The organism is Croceicoccus sp. Ery5 (assembly GCF_020985325.1).
Taxonomy (GTDB): Bacteria; Pseudomonadota; Alphaproteobacteria; order Sphingomonadales; family Sphingomonadaceae; genus Croceicoccus.
The window spans coordinates 3,659,078-3,676,015 of record NZ_CP087587.1; the positions used below are offsets into that span (position 1 = coordinate 3,659,078).

General features: G+C 65.1%; 18 protein-coding genes. 11 read left to right on the forward strand and 7 right to left on the reverse strand.

From position 1 onward, the window contains the following. A complete protein-coding gene (locus LOZ74_RS17295) occupies window positions 1-954 on the forward strand; it encodes an NAD(P)-dependent oxidoreductase (RefSeq protein WP_230292219.1) in 954 nt (317 codons plus the stop codon). Here LOZ74_RS17295 and LOZ74_RS17300 read toward each other — a convergent pair. From LOZ74_RS17300 to LOZ74_RS17325, 6 genes are all read right to left on the reverse strand, one after another. Then, the gene (locus tag LOZ74_RS17300; protein WP_230292220.1) at window positions 922-1,962 is read right to left on the reverse strand and encodes an NAD(P)-dependent oxidoreductase; all 1,041 of its coding nucleotides are present in this window, start codon (window positions 1,960-1,962) and stop codon (window positions 922-924) included. The genes LOZ74_RS17295 and LOZ74_RS17300 overlap by 33 nt on opposite strands. A gap of 155 nt (window positions 1,963-2,117) precedes the next feature. Next, entirely contained in the window at window positions 2,118-3,344 is a 1,227-nt protein-coding gene (locus LOZ74_RS17305; RefSeq protein WP_230292221.1) for an adenosylmethionine--8-amino-7-oxononanoate transaminase, read from the reverse strand. Further along, window positions 3,341-3,982 (reverse strand): dethiobiotin synthase, encoded by a 642-nt coding sequence (gene bioD / locus LOZ74_RS17310; RefSeq protein ID WP_230292222.1) that lies wholly within the window; start codon window positions 3,980-3,982, stop codon window positions 3,341-3,343. The genes LOZ74_RS17305 and bioD overlap by 4 nt, the downstream gene beginning before the upstream one ends. Next, the gene (locus tag LOZ74_RS17315) at window positions 3,979-4,803 is read right to left on the reverse strand and encodes a methyltransferase domain-containing protein (protein ID WP_230292223.1); all 825 of its coding nucleotides are present in this window, start codon (window positions 4,801-4,803) and stop codon (window positions 3,979-3,981) included. The genes bioD and LOZ74_RS17315 overlap by 4 nt, the downstream gene beginning before the upstream one ends. Then, entirely contained in the window at window positions 4,773-5,402 is a 630-nt protein-coding gene (locus LOZ74_RS17320) for an alpha/beta fold hydrolase (RefSeq protein ID WP_230292224.1), read from the reverse strand. The genes LOZ74_RS17315 and LOZ74_RS17320 overlap by 31 nt, the downstream gene beginning before the upstream one ends. Then, window positions 5,399-6,556, reverse strand: a complete 1,158-nt coding sequence (locus LOZ74_RS17325; protein WP_230292225.1) for an 8-amino-7-oxononanoate synthase — start codon at window positions 6,554-6,556, stop codon at window positions 5,399-5,401. The genes LOZ74_RS17320 and LOZ74_RS17325 overlap by 4 nt, the downstream gene beginning before the upstream one ends. 67 nt (window positions 6,557-6,623) lie before the next feature. Between LOZ74_RS17325 and LOZ74_RS17330 the strand changes: the two genes are divergently transcribed. The 7 genes from LOZ74_RS17330 (at window position 6,624) to LOZ74_RS17360 (ending at window position 14,256) form a co-directional block, all read left to right on the forward strand. After that, on the forward strand, window positions 6,624-7,496 hold the full coding sequence (locus LOZ74_RS17330) for an S-methyl-5'-thioadenosine phosphorylase (protein WP_230292226.1): 873 nt from the start codon (window positions 6,624-6,626) through the stop codon (window positions 7,494-7,496). Between the two features lie 237 nt (window positions 7,497-7,733). Then, a complete protein-coding gene (locus LOZ74_RS17335) occupies window positions 7,734-8,426 on the forward strand; it encodes a response regulator transcription factor (RefSeq protein ID WP_230292227.1) in 693 nt (230 codons plus the stop codon). 28 nt (window positions 8,427-8,454) lie between these two features. Beyond that, window positions 8,455-9,831: a HAMP domain-containing sensor histidine kinase gene (locus LOZ74_RS17340; protein ID WP_230292228.1), complete on the forward strand. Its 1,377-nt coding sequence runs from the start codon at window positions 8,455-8,457 to the stop codon at window positions 9,829-9,831. 177 nt (window positions 9,832-10,008) lie between these two features. Beyond that, window positions 10,009-11,295 carry a thiamine pyrophosphate-dependent enzyme gene (locus tag LOZ74_RS17345; RefSeq protein WP_370638849.1) on the forward strand — a complete coding sequence of 429 codons (1,287 nt, stop codon included), beginning with the start codon at window positions 10,009-10,011 and terminating at the stop codon, window positions 11,293-11,295. 73 nt (window positions 11,296-11,368) lie between these two features. Further along, complete coding sequence (locus LOZ74_RS17350) at window positions 11,369-12,382, forward strand: alpha-ketoacid dehydrogenase subunit beta (RefSeq protein WP_230293946.1); 1,014 nt, start codon at window positions 11,369-11,371, stop codon at window positions 12,380-12,382. Then, window positions 12,382-13,656, forward strand: coding sequence for a dihydrolipoamide acetyltransferase family protein (locus tag LOZ74_RS17355; protein WP_230292230.1), 1,275 nt, complete (start codon window positions 12,382-12,384; stop codon window positions 13,654-13,656). The genes LOZ74_RS17350 and LOZ74_RS17355 overlap by 1 nt, the downstream gene beginning before the upstream one ends. 93 nt (window positions 13,657-13,749) lie before the next feature. After that, window positions 13,750-14,256 (forward strand): hypothetical protein, encoded by a 507-nt coding sequence (locus LOZ74_RS17360; RefSeq protein WP_230292231.1) that lies wholly within the window; start codon window positions 13,750-13,752, stop codon window positions 14,254-14,256. A gap of 176 nt (window positions 14,257-14,432) precedes the next feature. Here the strand turns inward: LOZ74_RS17360 and LOZ74_RS17365 are convergent, their stop codons facing one another. After that, window positions 14,433-14,822, reverse strand: a complete 390-nt coding sequence (locus LOZ74_RS17365; protein WP_230292232.1) for a VOC family protein — start codon at window positions 14,820-14,822, stop codon at window positions 14,433-14,435. A gap of 90 nt (window positions 14,823-14,912) precedes the next feature. Between LOZ74_RS17365 and soxR the strand changes: the two genes are divergently transcribed. The 3 genes from soxR (at window position 14,913) to purE (ending at window position 16,935) form a co-directional block, all read left to right on the forward strand. Next, window positions 14,913-15,350, forward strand: a complete 438-nt coding sequence (soxR, locus tag LOZ74_RS17370) for a redox-sensitive transcriptional activator SoxR (protein ID WP_230292233.1) — start codon at window positions 14,913-14,915, stop codon at window positions 15,348-15,350. A 396-nt stretch (window positions 15,351-15,746) separates the two neighbouring features. Further along, a complete protein-coding gene (gene gpmA / locus LOZ74_RS17375; protein ID WP_230292234.1) occupies window positions 15,747-16,439 on the forward strand; it encodes a 2,3-diphosphoglycerate-dependent phosphoglycerate mutase in 693 nt (230 codons plus the stop codon). A gap of 7 nt (window positions 16,440-16,446) precedes the next feature. Next, entirely contained in the window at window positions 16,447-16,935 is a 489-nt protein-coding gene (gene purE / locus LOZ74_RS17380) for a 5-(carboxyamino)imidazole ribonucleotide mutase (RefSeq protein WP_230279656.1), read from the forward strand. Window positions 16,936-16,938 lie beyond the last annotated feature (3 nt).

The following is a 16,938-nucleotide window of genomic DNA, read 5'->3' on the forward strand; positions in this document are numbered from 1 at the left end:
ATGCATGAAGAAACGCTTATTCTGGTCACCGGTGCGACCGGCTTCGTCGGCAGCGCGGTGGTGCGCGCCTTGCGGGCAGGCGGGCGGCGCTTTGTGGCATTGGGCAAGCGGCCAGACGATGCGCAAGACGGCGAGGCATGGGAGAGCATCGACCTGCTGAACCGCGATGAGGTCACGGCGCTGATGGCGCGGCACCGTCCCGCTGTGCTGATCCACGCCGCATGGGCGCGCAGCCGCCCCGGCGGCATGTGGGACGCCCCCGACAATACCGAATGGCGCGATGCCGGTCTGATGCTGTTCGATGCATTCGCGCGGGCAGGCGGGCGGCATATCACCGCCTGCGGAAGCTGCGCCGAATATGCGCCTTATGACACGCCCTGTGTGGAGGGCGTCACCCCTGTTGCCCCCGCCTCGCTTTACGGCAGGGCCAAGGCGGAATTGCATGACAGGGCCGCCACGCTTTGTGCGGATCGCGGCCTGTCGCTGGCATGGGCGCGCATCTTCTATCTCTTTGGCCCGAACGAGGGGGCGGCGCGGCTGGTGCCTTCGGTGATCGACAGCCTGCTGCGTGGCGAAACCGCCGAAACCGCCAGCGGCACGATCCGGCGCGACTTTGCCTTTATCGACGATGTGGCGGGCGGCTTGCTGGCGCTGGCCGATGCGGGGGTAACGGGAGCCTATAATGTGGGATCGGGCGATGCGATCAAGCTGCGCGATCTGGTCACGCGGATCGGCGCGATCATGGGGCGGCCCGATCTGGTCGCCATCGGCGCGCTGCCCGACCGCGGGGGAGAGGCTCCGCTGATCGCGGGCGACGTTTCGAAAATCGCGCGCGATACCGGCTGGCACGCGCGCACCCCGCTGGACGAGGCGCTGCGCCGCACGATCGACTGGCGGCGCAGCAATGGATGCGGGGTCCGGTCAGACGACCGGCAAGGTCCAGCAAAGCTCTGAATCGAGGAGCTTCTTTTCCTTGTTCTGCAACAGGATCTTCAGCCGCGTATAGGGCGGCGCATTGAAATCTTCTGCGGTCAGATGGATCGCCTCGAACAAGGTGCGCAACTGGCGCGCGCCGCGTTCGGGGGTCCATTCGCACTGGAACCCGGGCAGCACCTGTTTGATCTTGGAAAAACCGACCTTGTAGCTGCGATTGTCGCCATCGCTTTTCCCCACGGTCAGCTTGCAGCCGGGGAAGGTTTCCGAAACGATCGTCGCCACATCGATGATGCGATAGTTGGAATCGGTATCGCCCACGTTGAAGATCTGGCCGCGGATATCATCCTCGGGCGCCATCAGCGACAGGCGGATGGCCTGGCAAATATCCTTCACATGCACCAGCGGACGCCACGGCGTGCCATCGCTGGTCAGCACGATTTCGCCCGATGTCATCGCATGGCCGCACAGATTATTGAGGACGATGTCGAACCGCATGCGCGGGCTGGCCCCGTATGCCGTCGCATTGCGCAGGAAACAGGGGGCGAAATTCTCGCCCGCCATCGCGCCCAGATCCTGCTCCACCTTGACCTTGCATTCGGCATAGGCGGTTTGCGGATTGGGCGGCGTCGTTTCGTCCACGAATTCGTAATCGGCATTGGCCGCGCCATAGACCGAACAGGACGAGGTATAGACGAAGCGCCGGATGCCCGCCGCCCGCGCCGCGCGCGCAAGGCTGAGCGTGCCTTCATGATTGATCTTGTAGGTGATGTGCGGATCGTGCTGGCCCAGCGGGTCGTTCGACAATTCGGCCAGATGGACCACCGCGTCGAAACCCTTCAGATCCTCTGCCGTGATGGCGCGGATATCCTTGCGGATCGCCATCGGCACCGGATCGGGCGAGGGATACAGCCAGCCCGCCGCGTAAAAACCGGTGTCGCAGCCGACCACGTCGAAGCCGCGCTTCATCAGATCGGGACCAAGGATCGCGCCGATATAGCCGTCCGATCCCGTTACAAGTACGCGCATTCAAAACCCCCCGGTCATGGATCATGCGCAAGGTCAATCGATGCCCCGACCTGCGCGCCGGTGTTCTAGGATTCATGGCGGAGTCGGACCAACTGTCCTTCGGGGTTAGAACCCCTTACCGGCGGCGGGCGTCCATTTGTGGGACAGTGCAGAATTCAGATCGTGGCGATGGCGTCGAACACCGCGTCCAGCTGCTCTTCGGTAATGCAATAGGGCGGCATCGTGTAAATCGTGCTGCCCAGCGGGCGCAGCAGCACGCCGCGGTCCAGGCAATGGCGCATCATCGCGGGCACGTCGCCCGACAGATAGCCGTCGCCTTCCCCCAGTTCGAACGCCGCGATACCGCCGCTGACCCGCGCATTGCGGATCGCCCGCTTGCCCGCCAGCGCGTCGACGCGTTCGGACAGGCGCGTTTCCAGCCGTTTCACCCGATCCAGCACAGGCTCGTCGCGCCAGATCGCCAGATTGGCATTGGCGGCGGCACAGGCGATGGGGTTGGCGGTATAGCTGGACGAATGGAAGAACATCTTCGCCCGGTCGGTCGACAGATGCGCGGCGTAAACCGGCTCGCTCGCCATGGTGACGGCCAGCGGGATCGCCCCGCCGGTCAGCCCTTTCGACAGGCAGAGTATGTCTGGCACGATGTCCGCCTGCGCGCAGGCCAGCAGCGTGCCGGTGCGGCCCCAGCCGGTCATCACCTCGTCCGCGATGAACAATGTGCCGTGCCGCGCGCAGATGGCGTGCATTTCGGCCAGCACGGCGGGTGCATAGAACTTCATCCCCCCCGCGCCCAGCACCAGCGGCTCCACGATCAGCGCCGCCGCCCCGTCGCGGCAGGCAGCCTCCAGCGCGTCCAGTGTCGGCTGCGGATCGGCTGCGGGAAAGGGGATGCTGGTGACATCGAACAGCAGCGGATCATAGGGCTGGTTGAACACGCCGCGTTCGCCCACGCTCATCGCGCCGATGGTATCGCCGTGATAGCTGTGTTCCATCACCACGATGCGGCTGCGGCTTTCGCCCTGATGCGCCCAGAAGCCCAGCGCCATTTTCAGCGCGACCTCTACGCTGGTGGACCCCGAATCGGAAAAGAACACGCGGGTCAGGTTGTCGGGCATGATCGCGCGCAGACCGGCGGCCACATCCTCTGCGGGCCGGTGGGTAAAGCCTGCAAAGATCAGCTGGTCGAGCTTGCCGGCCTGCTCCGCGATCGCCTGCATGATCGGGGGGTGGCAATGGCCATGCGTCGTCACCCACCACGACGATATGGCATCGATGATCTGCCGCCCGTCCTCGCCATAAAGCAGCGCGCCCCCGGCCCGTTCGATCAGGGGGATCGGCTCGTTCAATCCGTGCTGGGTAAAGGGGTGCCAGATCGGGCTCATGCGAAATCCTGCGGGTCGAACGATGCGGCAAAGGCAGCGGCCAGCGTATCGGCATTTAGCGGGTCGAGCGGGTCGAGCCTGCCCAGCCGCCTGACCTGCCCCATCTCGCAGATCGTGCGTTCGCTGTCCGCATTCGCTTCACCCGTAAAGGCCACGCCGGTCAGCGGAATGCCGCGCTGGCGCAGCGCGCTGATCGACAGCAGGCTATGGTTGATCGTGCCCAGCGCGGTGCGCGCGACCAGCACGACGGGGACCTGCCAGCGGGCGATCACGTCAAGGAAAGTGGTATCGCGCGTCAATGGCACCATCAGCCCGCCTGCCATTTCGATCACCAGCGGACCATCGACTTCGGGAATCGCCAGCGTGGCGGGGTCGATCGTCACCCCGTCGATTTCTGCCGCCAGATGCGGCGAACAGGGCGTGTTCAGCCGGTGGATTTCGGGCAGCACCCGATCCGCGGGAATGCCGCCCAGCCGCGCGGCGCGGTCGGCATCGCCTTCCATCTTCCCCTCGAACGGATCAAAGCCGGCCTGCACCGGTTTCCAGTAATGCGCACCAAGCGCCCCCGCCAGCGCAGCGGCAAAGACGGTCTTGCCGACATCGGTATCGGTTCCGGCGATGACGATGGGGCGGGTCATAGGCCTATGTCTTTCAACGGGCTGCTGTCTTTCAACGGGCGGCGAAAATGGCAGGTGACGATTTCATAGGTCGCGGTCGATCCGGCATCCTCGAAATGGCGCATGGCGGCGCGCATGGCGGCAGGGCCGACCGGACGATGGCCCCGCGCCGGCACGCCCGCGCCGATAGCCTTGACCGAGGCGAGGAAGCCGCGCGCATCATCATGGCGGTCGTGCAGCAGCCCGGCAACGGACGGGGCGACCTGCGCCTGCCGATGAATCGCGGCGATCTGCTTCACGGACGGATATACGGGCGTGCCTGCCCCTGCCCCCGCCTTGGCCAGTGCATCGCGCCATTCGCGGAACGTGCCCGATGCCAGCGTATTGAACAGCACATGGCCGCCCGGCCTGACCCAGCGCAGCATCCGCGCCACCGCCGCATCCAGATCGTCGAACCATTGCGCCGCAAGGCTGGCGGTGATCAGATCATAGTCGCCAGCCGCTGGCGGTTCGTCGCGCTCCATATCCAGAACCGCAAAGGTTAGATGGGGGCCGCTCACCCGCTGGCGGCACCGCTCCACCATGGGCGGTGCCAGATCGCTGACGGTCCAGTGCCCGCCAATCCCGCGCGCCTGCATCGCCTGTGTCAGAAAACCCGTGCCGCAGCCGAATTCCAGCAGGGCGGGCGATGGCAGATCCAGTGCGGCAATACGGTCGGCCAGTGCCCCGGCGGCGCGGCGCTGGATGGCGGCATGGCGGTCGTAATCCTGCGCCGCGCCGAATGCGCGGGCGATGGCGTCGCGGCGCGCCATCATGCCGCCACCCGCAGCCGTTCGATCCATGCGGCGCAGATTTCCGGATGGGTCAGCGGCAGCACATGGCCGCCCGCAACCGTGGCGCGTTCCACATAGGGCGCTGCCGCGAACTGCGCCGCGCGCATATCGGGAAACAGCAGCGGATCGTCCGCCCCGTCCAGTGCCAGCAACGGCGCGCGCCATGCCGCGCTGGCCTCTCGCCGGTCGCCGTCGCGCATCGCGAGCAAATCATCGTGCAATCGCGCCGCATCGGGCGTCCCCGCTGGAACCGCACTGCCCAGCCGCGCATGGAAGTCGCGCAAAACGGCAGCCGGATCGCTCTCCAGCCGCGCGATCATGCGGTCGATCACGCGCGGATGGACCCCTGCATGTCCGTCCGCCGCGGTAAAACGGTCGAACCCGTTGATCGCCAGCAGGCCGCGACAGCCCTGCGGCGCATCGCCCAGCAGGGCCATCGCCCCGAAACTATGCGTCACGGCAAGGCACGGCCCGTCGACCGCCAGCCATTCGGGCGCCCCGAAATATCCGCGATCCGCCCGCACCACGTCCACGTCGGGCAAATGCGCGATCACCCCATCCCAAAGCGAGGGACCAAATCCCCAGCCATGCACGAAGACAATTTTCACCGCGCTTCCCCCAGCGCGGCCAGCAATTGCGCCACGTCGTCTTCGGAATGGCTGGCGCGCAAGGCGATGCGCAGGCGGCTGGTGCCCGGCGGCACGGTCGGCGGACGGATCGCGGCGGCAATCATGCCGCGCTCCTCCAGCAAGGAGGACAGGCGCAGCGCGTCCTCTTCCGCTCCGATGATGGCAGGCACGATCTGCGTGGTCGATCCGCCGGTATCCATGCCCAATCGGGCCAGTCCGGCGCGCAATTGCTTGCCCAAAGCCGCCAGATGCGCCCGCTCTACCCCCATCTGCGGCAACAGGTCGAGCGCGGCATCGGCGGCGCCCAGCACGGCGGGCGGCACGGCGGTGGAGAACACGAAGCCCCCCGCCGCATTGACCAGCCAGTCGCGCATGGCCGATGAACAGGCGAGATAGCCGCCGAACCCGCCCAGCGCCTTGCTGAACGTGCCCATGGCGATATCGACTCCCGCAACCCCGTGCGACAGCCCCGCGCCGTCTGGCCCCAGCACGCCAGTCGCATGCGCCTCGTCCACCACCAGCAGAGCGTCGTGACGGTCGGCCAGCGCGCCCAGCCCCGCCACATCGGCGCAGTCGCCGTCCATGGAGAACACGCTTTCGGTCAGGATGATGCGCGCGGGCGCAGCGGCATGGGCAGTCAGCAATTCGTCCAGATGGGCCAGATCGTTGTGGCGGAACCGTTTCTGCCGCACCCCCGCTGCCGCGCAGCCGTGGTGGATGCTGGCATGAACCAGCCGGTCGGTGAACACCGCCGCACCGGGCATCGCCCTGACCAGGGCAGGCACCAGCGCGGCATTCGCCTGCCACCCGCTGGCCAGCAGCAGCGCGCTTTCGGTGCCTTTCAGCGCCGCGATGCGCGCTTCCAGTGCCAGATGCGCGTCAAGCGTGCCGGTCACCAGTCGCGACGCACCCGCGCCTGCACCAAAGCGCGCCGCAAACTCCGCCGCGCGCTGCGCCAGCAGGGGATGCAGCGCCAGACCGAGATAGTCATTGCTCGAAAAATCGAGGGCCAGCCGCCCGTCGCGCAGCAGCCTGCCATCGGGCCGCAAGGCCGCCGCGCGCAGCACGCGGCGCTGTTCGCGTTCGTCCAGCGCGGCCAGCCTGTCGGTTAATATGGCGTCCCATCGGCTCATCACCCGCGCTCCAAGCGGGAAATGCGCCGCTTGTCCAGCCCGCCCCGCCGGTCCTATGAAGCGGGGCATGGATAGCGAATGGACCATCGGGGTAATCGGCGGGTCGGGTCTCTACCGGCTCGACGCCTTGGAAGACGCCGAATGGCTGCCCGTCAGCAGCCCGTTCGGCAAGCCGTCGGACGAGATATTGTTCGGGCGCATCGGCAATGTGAAGCTGCGTTTCTTGCCCCGCCATGGACGCGGCCACCGCATCCCGCCGACCGACATCAACGCCCGCGCCAATATTGACGCGCTGAAACGGTCGGGCTGCACCGATATTCTGGCGATCTCTGCCATCGGATCGCTGCAGGAACATCTGCCGCCCGGCCAATTCGTCGCGGTGGACCAGTTCATCGACCGCACCTTCGCCCGCGAATCGAGCTTTTTCGGCAGCGGGCTGACCGCCCATGTCTCGATGGCCGATCCGGTCTGTCCGCGCCTGTCCGCCATGGCGGCGGATGCGGTGGAGGCAGCGGGCGGCACGGTGGCGCGCGGCGGCACCTATCTCGCGATGGAAGGGCCGCAATTCTCCACCCGCGCCGAAAGCCGGCTTTACCGCCAGTGGGGCGCCGATGTGATCGGCATGACCGCCATGCCCGAGGCGCGCCTCGCACGAGAGGCGGAGCTGCCCTATGCGCTGGTCGGCATGGTCACCGATTACGATTGCTGGCGCAGCGAGGACGAGGCCGTCGAAGTGTCGGATGTGATCGCGCAAATGCAGGCCAATGGCGATCTGGCGCGGCGCACGGTGGAACGGTTCATCGCCGCCCTGCCGGCGACCCGCGCACCCTCGCCCGTCGATACGGCGCTGGACCACGCGGTGATTACCGCACCCGATGCGCGCGATCCGGCCATGCTGGTGCGGCTGGATGCCGTGCTTGCGCGATGGCTTGCGCAATAGCTTCTTGCAAACCGCTCTCATTTGCAGTTAGCATGAGTCGCGTCCAGCGTGGCGTTAACCATGCCCCAATACGGGACTGCCATCTGTATGACGGCCCGTGTTACATTTCTGTCGGAGTTTGTGCGATTGCGAGCAAGCGGGATCGGTTATGATGCTGCCGGTTTATGAGCCGCAGGCAAACCAATCTTGCGCGCTGGCGTGGCTTTCGGCCCGCTGCCTTGGGAAGGAATGAAACGGATGGCCCAGACCGGCCTCGAGATTTTGCATATCGAGGATGACAACCGCACCGCGTCCGATCTTCAGGAGCTGATGAAGGCCAGCGGCGACCGCGTGACCTGGGCCTCGACCGGATCGGAAGGGCTGAAGCAGGCTGGCGTCGGCCAGTTCGATGTCATCATCCTCGATCGCATGCTGCCCGATTTCGACGGGCTGACCGTGGTAAAGCAATTGCGCGAAAGCGGCGTGGGCACGCCGGTGCTGATGCTGTCGGCGCTGGGCCGCACCATCGACCGCGCCGAGGGGCTGGACGCGGGGGCCGACGATTATCTGGCCAAACCGTTCGAGGCGACCGAACTGCTGGCCCGTCTGCGCGCGCTGCATCGCCGCGCCGCGGGCCAGACGCATAGCGCGGTGATCATTCACGGCGCGTTCGAATGCCACGTCAAGGCGCGCACGGCATTCCGTTCGGGCAAGCACCTGTCGCTCAGCCCCAAGGAATTCGAACTCTTCCGCTATATGATCGAGAATGCGGGCGATGTGGTCACCCGCGAAATGCTGCTGCGCGACGTATGGAAGATGGGTTTCGACCCGCAGACCAATGTGGTCGATGTGAATATCGGCCGCCTGCGCCGCAAGCTGGAGGACGGTTTCGGCTCGCCCGCGCTGGAAACCATCTGGGGGACCGGCTACCGTCTGCTCGACGGCCGTTAGACCACGGCCGTCCTTTACGGGGGCGCGCTTGCAACGGGTATCACTGCTCGATTCGATCTTCACGCGGCTGGTCGCATGGGCGATCGCGGTTTCGATCGCGGTGGTGCTGGTGCTGGGCTGGCTGGTCACGACCAAGTTCGAACAGATGTCCGACGCCACGGTGCAGTGGAATGTCGACGCCGATATCCGCCACATGTCCGATATTCTGGCCGCACGCGGTCGGGGCGAGCTGATCGCCCATATCGAGGAAAGCGCCGATATCGACCGGCCCGCGGGCACGGGCAGCCATTTCCTGCTGCTGGATATCGACGGGCACCGGCTGGCGGGCGATCTGGCGCAATGGCCGCGATTCGCGGACGAACAGACACAGGCGGGCACGATCATCCTGTCGGGCGGCAGGCCCGCCTTTGCCCGCGCGGTGAATTTTCCGGGCGGCATGCGCCTGCTCGCCGCGCGCGAGACGGGGTGGACCATCATCCAGCTGAACCAGATCGGCCTGTCTTTCGTCGCGGGGGGCCTGTTCGTGGTGATGGCGGTGGGTGTCGCGGGCTATATCACCGCGCGCCGCCTGTCCGACCGCGTCAAGTTGATCAATGCGGCCTTTCGCGACCCCGAACCGCGCAAGCTGGCCGCGCTGTCGGACGGGCAGCGCGACACGGACGAGATCGGGGAACTGACCCGCCATTCGGGCGAGGCATTGCAACGCCTGCAGCGGCTGGCGCGATCACAGCGCGACACCACCGACCAGATCGCCCATGAAATGCGCACGCCGCTGATGCATCTGGACAACCGCCTGATCCGCGCGATCCAGGCGCAGGAACAGGCGCGCGACCCCGATGCCGAAACGACCGAGCGGCTGGTCGCGGCGCGCGGCGAGATCAGGCAGGTCGTCACCACGCTCGAATCGCTGCTGGATATCGCGCATAGCGAGGCTCAGCGCGGCGATCCGCAGGGGCTTGCCGAAGTGGATGTCAGCGCGCTGGCCGAAAATATCGCCGATCTCTACACCGCCAGCGCCGAGGATACCGGCCATGATTTCCGGCTGGAGGCCGAGGCAGGGGTGACGATGCAGGGGGACGAGATCCAGATCTCGCGCCTGATTACCAACCTGCTCGACAATGCGTTCAAATATGTGCCGTCGGGCGGGCGGGTGCGGCTGATCGTCATGCGCAGGCCCGATGGCGCGCCGCTGATCGCGGTGGCCGACGACGGGCCGGGCGTGCCGGCGCAATTTCGCGAAACGATCTTCGAACGCTTTGGCCGCGGCGAAAACGCGTCGAGCGACCAGAAAGGCGCGGGGCTGGGCCTTGCGCTGGCGCGCGCGATTGCCGAACGCCACGGAATGGAATTGCGGCTGGCCCCCACCACGCGCGGCGCACGCTTCGAACTGCGCCCGCACGGCTGAGAGGCAAAGCCCCTTCGGAACCGGAGGGGCGCTGATGCGCTATCTTCCATAATGTCCGCCCACCATAATACCCGGCGCTGACCGCCGCGATTGAACCGGCTGCGAAATCGTGGTAATATAATTACTCAGTTATAAAATTTCATTCTTCTGCTTTTTCGGGCACGATGATGAGCAAAAATGCTGAGAGAGGATAATTTGGCCCATTCCGATCTTAAGGGGACGAATCTCCCCAAGCTCGAACTCCACATCCCCGAACCGCCGTCGCGTCCGGGTGAGGAAATCGATTTCCGGCACGTGAACCGCGGCGAGGCGGGTGCAGTGCGGCGCCCCGATATTGCCGAACACGAAAGCAATATGCGCGATCTGCCGTACGAGCTGATCCGTGTGCTGGACGACGAGGCGCGGGCCGTGGGACCGTGGGACCCCAAGCTGGGTGCCGACACGCTGATCAAGGGGCTGCGCGCGATGATGCTGACGCGCGCCTTCGACGACCGCCTGTTCCGCGCGCACCGGCAGGGCAAGACCAGCTTTTACATGAAATCGACGGGCGAGGAGGCGATTGCCGCCGCGCAGTCGATGGCGCTGGACAAGGGGGACATGTTCTTCCCCACCTATCGCGCCATGGCGTGGCTGCATGCGCGCAACTATCCGCTGACGACTTTGTGCAACCAGATCTTCAGCAATGCCGAGGATCCGCTGGCGGGCAAGCAGCTGCCGATCCTGCATTCGGCGCGCGACTATGATTTCTATTCGATCAGCGGCAATCTGGGCGTGCGTTTCGTCCATGCCGTGGGCTGGGCGATGGCGTCTGCCTACAAGAACGACACCAAGATCAGCCTCGCCTATGTCGGTGACGGCACCACGGCCGAGGGCGATTTCCACGAGGCGATGACTTTTGCCGCTGCCTATCGCGCGCCGACGATCCTGTGCGTGACGAACAACCAGTATGCCATTTCCAGCTTCGCCGGTTTCGCCGCGCCCGAACGCCTGCCCTTTGCGGCCAAGGCTCTCGCTTACGGCTTTCCCGGCATCAAGGTCGACGGCAACGACTTCCTTGCCGTGTGGGGCGCGACGCAATGGGCCGCCGAACGCGCGCGGACCAATAACGGGCCGACATTGATCGAATTCTACACCTATCGCGCCGAGGGGCATTCCACTTCGGACGATCCCAGCGCCTATCGCCCCAAGGACGAGGCCAAGCACTGGCCGCTGGGCGATCCCGTCAAGCGGTTGAAGGACCATCTGGTCGCGCTGGGCGAATGGGACGAGGACAGGCACGCCGCGCTGGAAGCCGAGCTGAAGGAAAAGGTGAAAATCGCGGTCAAGGAAGCCGAGGCCATCGGCACGCTGGGCCAGTCCAAGCCCCCCATCGACGAGATGTTCGAGGACGTGTTCGAAGAGCTCGACTGGAGGCTGAAGGAACAGCGCGCCGAACTTCATCAACGCCGGGACGGGAGGAATTGAGATGGTAGAGAACCAGCCTTCCGTGAACGATGCCGCCGTAGAGGCGGGCATTGCCGAGACCGGATCGAAGAAGATGAACATGATCCAGGCGCTGAACAGCGCGCTGGACGTGATGCTGGGCCGCGACGAGGACGTGCTGATCTTTGGCGAGGATGTCGGCTATTTCGGCGGCGTCTTCCGCGTGACCGAGGGTTTGCAGGCGAAGCACGGCCTCAAACGCTGTTTCGATGCGCCGCTGACCGAAGGCGGCATCATCGGCAGCGCCATCGGCATGGGCGCATACGGCCTGCGCCCCGTGCCCGAAATCCAGTTCGCGGATTACATCCTGCCTGCATACGACCAGCTGGTGAGCGAGGCAGCGCGGCTGCGTTACCGTTCCAATGGCGAGTTCTGGGCCCCGATCACCGTGCGCACTCCCTATGGCGGCGGCATTTTCGGCGGGCAGACGCATAGCCAGAGCCCCGAGGCGATCTTCGCCCATGTCACGGGCCTTAAAACCGTGATCCCGTCGAACCCCTATGACGCCAAGGGCATGCTGATCGCCAGCATCGAAAGCAACGATCCGGTCGTCTTCCTCGAACCCAAGCGCCTGTATAACGGACCCTTTTTCGGGCGGCCCGACGAAGAGCTGAAGACATGGGCCAATTCGGGCGACCCCAGCGCCGAGGTGCCGCTGGATCATTATTCGGTTCCGCTGGGACAGGCCGCCGTGCTGCGCGAAGGGCGCGAGGCGACCGTGCTTGCCTATGGCACCATGGTCCATGTGGCGAAGGCAGGGATCGACGACAGCGGCGTGGATGCGGAACTGATCGATCTGCGCTCCATCGTCCCGCTCGACATCGACACCATCGTGCGGTCGGTGAAAAAGACGGGCCGCTGCGTCATCCTGCACGAGGCATCGCGCTTTGGCGGGTTCGGCGGGGAATTGTCGGCATTGGTGCAGGAACGCTGTTTCGACCATTTGCGCGCGCCCATCGCCCGCGTCTGCGGCTATGACATGCCCTATCCGCATGCGTTCGAATGGGATTATTTCCCCGGCCCGATCCGCCTTGCCGAGGCCCTAAAGACTGCCGTGGAGTACCGCTGATGGGTATCTATCACTTCCGCCTGCCCGACATCGGCGAAGGCGTGGCCGAGGCCGAGATCGTCGAATGGCATATCAAGATCGGTGACGAGATTGCCGAGGACGATCCGCTGTGCGACGTGATGACCGACAAGGCCACCGTCGACATGACCACGCCGGTCGGCGGCAAGGTCGTGGCGCTGCACGGCAAGGTCGGCGACATGCGCGCCGTGGGATCGGTTCTGGTCGAGCTTGAGGTCGAGGGCGAAGGCAATGCCAGCGCGTCGGCACCTGCGCCGACGCCGACGCCCGCGCCCGCTCCGGCCCCCACACCCGCGCCCACGCCCGCACCGGCACCGGCACCGGCACCGCCCCCCGTCGCAAAGACCAGGCCCGCGCCCGCACCCTCTGCGACACGCACCGCGCCGGCAGGCTTCCCGCCTTCCGGATTTCCTTTGGCTGCCCCCGCCACCCGCCGCCGCGCGGCAAAGCTGGGCATCGATCTGGAACGCGTGCGCGGATCGGGCCGCAACGGACGCATCACGCCCGAGGATATCGACCGCTATCTGGCAGGCGGGGACGACCGCTATGCCGCCCGCGCGGGCGTGGACGAGATCGAGGTGATCGGCCTGCGCCGCAAGATCGCGCAGCGCATGGAGGACGCATGGCGCCGCATCCCGCATATCACCTATGTCGAGGAAGTGGACGTCACCGAGCTGGAAAACACCCGCAATGCGCTGAATGCCGCGCGGCAAGAGGGTCAGCCCAAGCTGACCATCCTGCCCTTTTTCGTGCGCGCACTGGTCAAGGCATTGCCCGAATTCCCGCATTGCAACGCGCATTACGACGATGAGGCGGGCGTGCTGCGCCAGCATAATCCGATCCATTGCGGCATCGCTACCGCGACCGACAAGGGGCTTGCGGTTCCCGTGCTGAAAAACGCGGAGACCATGGACCTGTGGAAATGCGCCGAGGAAATTGCCCGCCTGTCCGCCGCCACCCGCGACGGCAAGGCCAGCCGCGACGAGCTGACCGGATCGACGATCACCATTACCTCGCTTGGGCCTGTCGGCGGCGTCACCACCACGCCGATCATCAATTCGCCCGAAACCGCGATCGTCGGCCCCAACAAGATCAGCGAAAAGCTGACCCGCGTGAACGGCGAGATCGTGACGAGGAAGGTCATGAACATCTCCTCCAGCTTCGACCATCGCATCGTCGACGGCTATGAAGCGGCCATGTTCGTTCAGGCATTGAAACGCCTGCTGGAAACGCCCGCGCTGTTGTTTATCGATTGAGGTTGCAGGGCCGCTTCCGGCGGGTGTCGGCTGGAAGCGGGGTTTCTGCTAGCGACCGTTTGTGGACGTTGGCACATATGATAGCGTCGGACTATGACAGTTCAGGTGATCGGGATTGTTGCAGCTATCGCGTGCCTGACTAGCACTGTAGCTGGTTCGGCACAGGAAGCCGATCCGGCACCTAGTGACGACATCATTGTGAATGCGTGGTCTAATCCGTCTGACTGCAACCGCGACAATGCGTTGCGGATAAAATTCACAACCCTCGCCAAAGACTTCAATGCGATCCGAGGCAAATGCGTCGTGGTTGAGGGGTATTGGTATGGCCGTGCATTATTTGGCTCACCAAAGCAGGCCAATTCCAGCCGTGCATTCACGTCCGACCGCCTTTCGGGAAAGCGGGTCGGTTTATACGCCCAATGGGAGAATATTGGCGAACCACCAGCGGAACCCTCAAAGACTGAATTTGTGGGGCGTGTCGGGGAATGTGAAACACAATGGCCCGGCGCAATGATGGTCATGGGATACTGTCACTACACCGGCGGCCCTATTCTTCTTGTGTCCGAAATAGTGCCTCGCGAGGGTGCTACCGGCAGCTAACCACCCCATTCCGGTCATTAGCGCGTAAAAACCAAGCGCCCGAAAGCTGCCGCAGCCACGGCGAAGCCGCGGCTGTGTCGTCGAACGACACGCGCGGACCTTGTGGCCCGCGCGGTCGTCGGCCGAGGGCGCCGCCTCCGGCGCCCTAAGCCTCCGCTTGCTTCGCAATGCTCGGCTTACGTCGCGGGCGGCGTTTCGTACTGCACCACCTCGAACTCGATGCCGTCGCTGTCGAAGAAGTAGAAGCTGCGCGGGCCGGGGTCATAGGTGCTGTGATTGAACGGCTCGAAACCCTCTGCCGCGACCAATTCCTCGGCGGCGGCCAGATCGTCGACCGCGATGCCGATATGGTTCATCGGCGCGCCATTCGCAAAGCCGCCCGCCACGGCGGGATTGGAATAGATCGACACATAGGCATCGTCGCCGCCCAGATGGATCGTATAGCCGCCGTTGATCGACGGCCCCTCCCAGCGGCGGTGCCAGCCGGTCAGCCGTTCCAGAAACAGCGCCGTCTTTTCGACATCGCTGACCGAGAAATTCACGTGTTCAAGCCGTGCCATCGTCATAATCGCCTCCTGCAAAAATCTGCGACGGCCTCACCATGCAACCTCAAGCTAAGTTGAGATCAAGGTCCGATTTCCCTATGACACTGATCGATGAATCCGAACGATCTGCTTTCCATCGGCGAACTGGCGCAACGCACCGGCCTCAGCGTGTCGGCAATCCGCTTTTACGAAGCGAAGGGACTGGTCGAGCCGTTGCGGACCGGCGGCAACCAGCGCCGGTTCCTGCGCGCCGACATCCGCCGCCTCAGCTTTATCCTGATCGCGCAAAGGCTGGGCCTCTCGCTTGGTGAGATTGCCGAGGCGATGGCCAGCCTGCCCCATGGCCGCACGCCCGACACGCGCGACTGGGCGCGCATCAGCGGCGCGATCCGCACGCGCATCGACGACCAGATCGCGCGGCTGGAAAAGGTGCGGCAGGATCTGGACGGCTGTATCGGCTGCGGCTGCCTCAGCCTGAAACGATGCGCGCTTTACAACGCGGGCGACAAATGGGGCGAGAACGGATCGGGCCCGCGCGTGCTACGCTGATCGCCGCCGCGACCGTCGACGCCAAACACTGCCAGCGTCGCATTTTCCTGTCCTACATCGCGGCCATCGGGCAATGGCATGCGCGGCGCAGCCATGCGTCATGGCTCTTTCAAACCGTCGATTTGTCCGCACCGCCGATGTGTCGCCGGGCCGCTGAAAACCCGCGCATTCCTGCGGGGTTTGGTAGGGTGACAGCCGGGTTACGCCGTGTCACCTTTGTAACCCTGAACGGCCTGCAAACACCGCCCGCATCCGCGATCCCTTCGCCGCCCCCACCGCCGAAACCCGCGCGCAGGGGATAGCGCGCTCTTTTCAAACCGCCACCCGACGGTTAGGGGCTGGCAAACGCAACAATTGCCCAATGCAATTCACGCCAGACAGGGAAGCATCCAACCGATGACCGAAGCAAAGCTGATCCTCGTTCGCCACGGCCAGTCGCAGTGGAACCTGGAAAACCGCTTTACCGGTTGGTGGGACGTCGACCTGACCGACAAGGGCGTGGCCGAGGCTGTGGCCGCGGGCAGGCTGATGCAGGAAAAGGGCGTTCTGCCGACGGTCGCCTTCACCTCGCTGCAGACCCGCGCGATCCGCACGCTGCATCTGGCGCTGTATAATGCGGGCCGCCTGTGGGTTCCGGTGGCGAAAAGCTGGCTGCTGAACGAACGCCATTATGGCGGGCTGACCGGACTGAACAAGGCCGAGACCGCAGCCAAGCACGGCGACGAGCAAGTGCATATATGGCGTCGCAGCTTCGACGTGCCGCCCCCGCCCATCGAAAAGGGCAGCCAGTACGATCCCGGCAACGATCCGCGCTATGCCGGTATCGACGTGCCGCTGACCGAAAGCCTGAAGGACACGATCGCCCGCGTGCTGCCGTATTATCAGGCAGAGATCCAGCCGATGCTGGCCAATGGCGAAACGGTGATCGTATCGGCCCACGGCAATTCGCTGCGCGCGCTGGTCAAGCATCTGTCGGGCATTTCGGACGAGGATATCACCGATCTGGAAATCCCGACCGGCCAGCCCATCGTCTATCCCTTCGTGAACGGCCAGCCTTCGGGCGAGCGGGCCTATCTGTCGGAAGGCTGATCGCGGGATGAGCGCACAAGTCGCCATCGTAATGGGCAGCCAGTCCGACTGGCCGACCATGAAGCACGCGGCAGAGGCGCTGGACGCGCTGGGCGTGGCGCATGACTGCCGCATCGTTTCGGCCCATCGCACGCCGGACCGTATGGTGAAATTCGCCCATGGCGCCGCCGATGAGGGCTTTAAGGTGATCATCGCGGGCGCGGGCGGCGCTGCGCATCTGCCGGGCATGATCGCGGCGATGACGCATCTGCCCGTGCTGGGCGTGCCGGTGCAGTCCAAGGCGCTGTCGGGACAGGATTCGCTGCTCTCCATCGTGCAGATGCCGGGCGGCGTTCCGGTGGGCACGCTGGCCATTGGCGAGGCGGGTGCGAAAAATGCGGGGCTATTGGCGGCGGCCGTGCTTGCCACGCATGACGATGCACTGGCAGAGCGGCTGAAGGCGTATCGCGCGGCGCAAACCGATGCGGTCGCCCAGCGCCCGGTGGACAGCAACTGAGAC

Bases quoted from the DNA above. Each gene is read 5' to 3' on its own strand.
- LOZ74_RS17295 (WP_230292219.1), top strand. From the start codon at position 1: ATGCATGAAGAAACGCTTATTCTGGTCACCGGTGCGACCGGCTTCGTC.
- LOZ74_RS17300 (WP_230292220.1), bottom strand. From the start codon at position 1,962: ATGCGCGTACTTGTAACGGGATCGGACGGCTATATCGGCGCGATCCTT.
- LOZ74_RS17305 (WP_230292221.1), bottom strand. From the start codon at position 3,344: ATGAGCCCGATCTGGCACCCCTTTACCCAGCACGGATTGAACGAGCCG.
- bioD (WP_230292222.1), bottom strand. From the start codon at position 3,982: ATGACCCGCCCCATCGTCATCGCCGGAACCGATACCGATGTCGGCAAG.
- LOZ74_RS17315 (WP_230292223.1), bottom strand. From the start codon at position 4,803: ATGGATCGAACGGCTGCGGGTGGCGGCATGATGGCGCGCCGCGACGCC.
- LOZ74_RS17325 (WP_230292225.1), bottom strand. From the start codon at position 6,556: ATGAGCCGATGGGACGCCATATTAACCGACAGGCTGGCCGCGCTGGAC.
- LOZ74_RS17330 (WP_230292226.1), top strand. From the start codon at position 6,624: ATGGATAGCGAATGGACCATCGGGGTAATCGGCGGGTCGGGTCTCTAC.
- LOZ74_RS17335 (WP_230292227.1), top strand. From the start codon at position 7,734: ATGGCCCAGACCGGCCTCGAGATTTTGCATATCGAGGATGACAACCGC.
- LOZ74_RS17345 (WP_370638849.1), top strand. From the start codon at position 10,009: ATGCTGAGAGAGGATAATTTGGCCCATTCCGATCTTAAGGGGACGAAT.
- LOZ74_RS17350 (WP_230293946.1), top strand. From the start codon at position 11,369: ATGAACATGATCCAGGCGCTGAACAGCGCGCTGGACGTGATGCTGGGC.
- LOZ74_RS17355 (WP_230292230.1), top strand. From the start codon at position 12,382: ATGGGTATCTATCACTTCCGCCTGCCCGACATCGGCGAAGGCGTGGCC.
- LOZ74_RS17360 (WP_230292231.1), top strand. From the start codon at position 13,750: ATGACAGTTCAGGTGATCGGGATTGTTGCAGCTATCGCGTGCCTGACT.
- LOZ74_RS17365 (WP_230292232.1), bottom strand. From the start codon at position 14,822: ATGACGATGGCACGGCTTGAACACGTGAATTTCTCGGTCAGCGATGTC.
- soxR (WP_230292233.1), top strand. From the start codon at position 14,913: ATGAATCCGAACGATCTGCTTTCCATCGGCGAACTGGCGCAACGCACC.
- gpmA (WP_230292234.1), top strand. From the start codon at position 15,747: ATGACCGAAGCAAAGCTGATCCTCGTTCGCCACGGCCAGTCGCAGTGG.
- purE (WP_230279656.1), top strand. From the start codon at position 16,447: ATGAGCGCACAAGTCGCCATCGTAATGGGCAGCCAGTCCGACTGGCCG.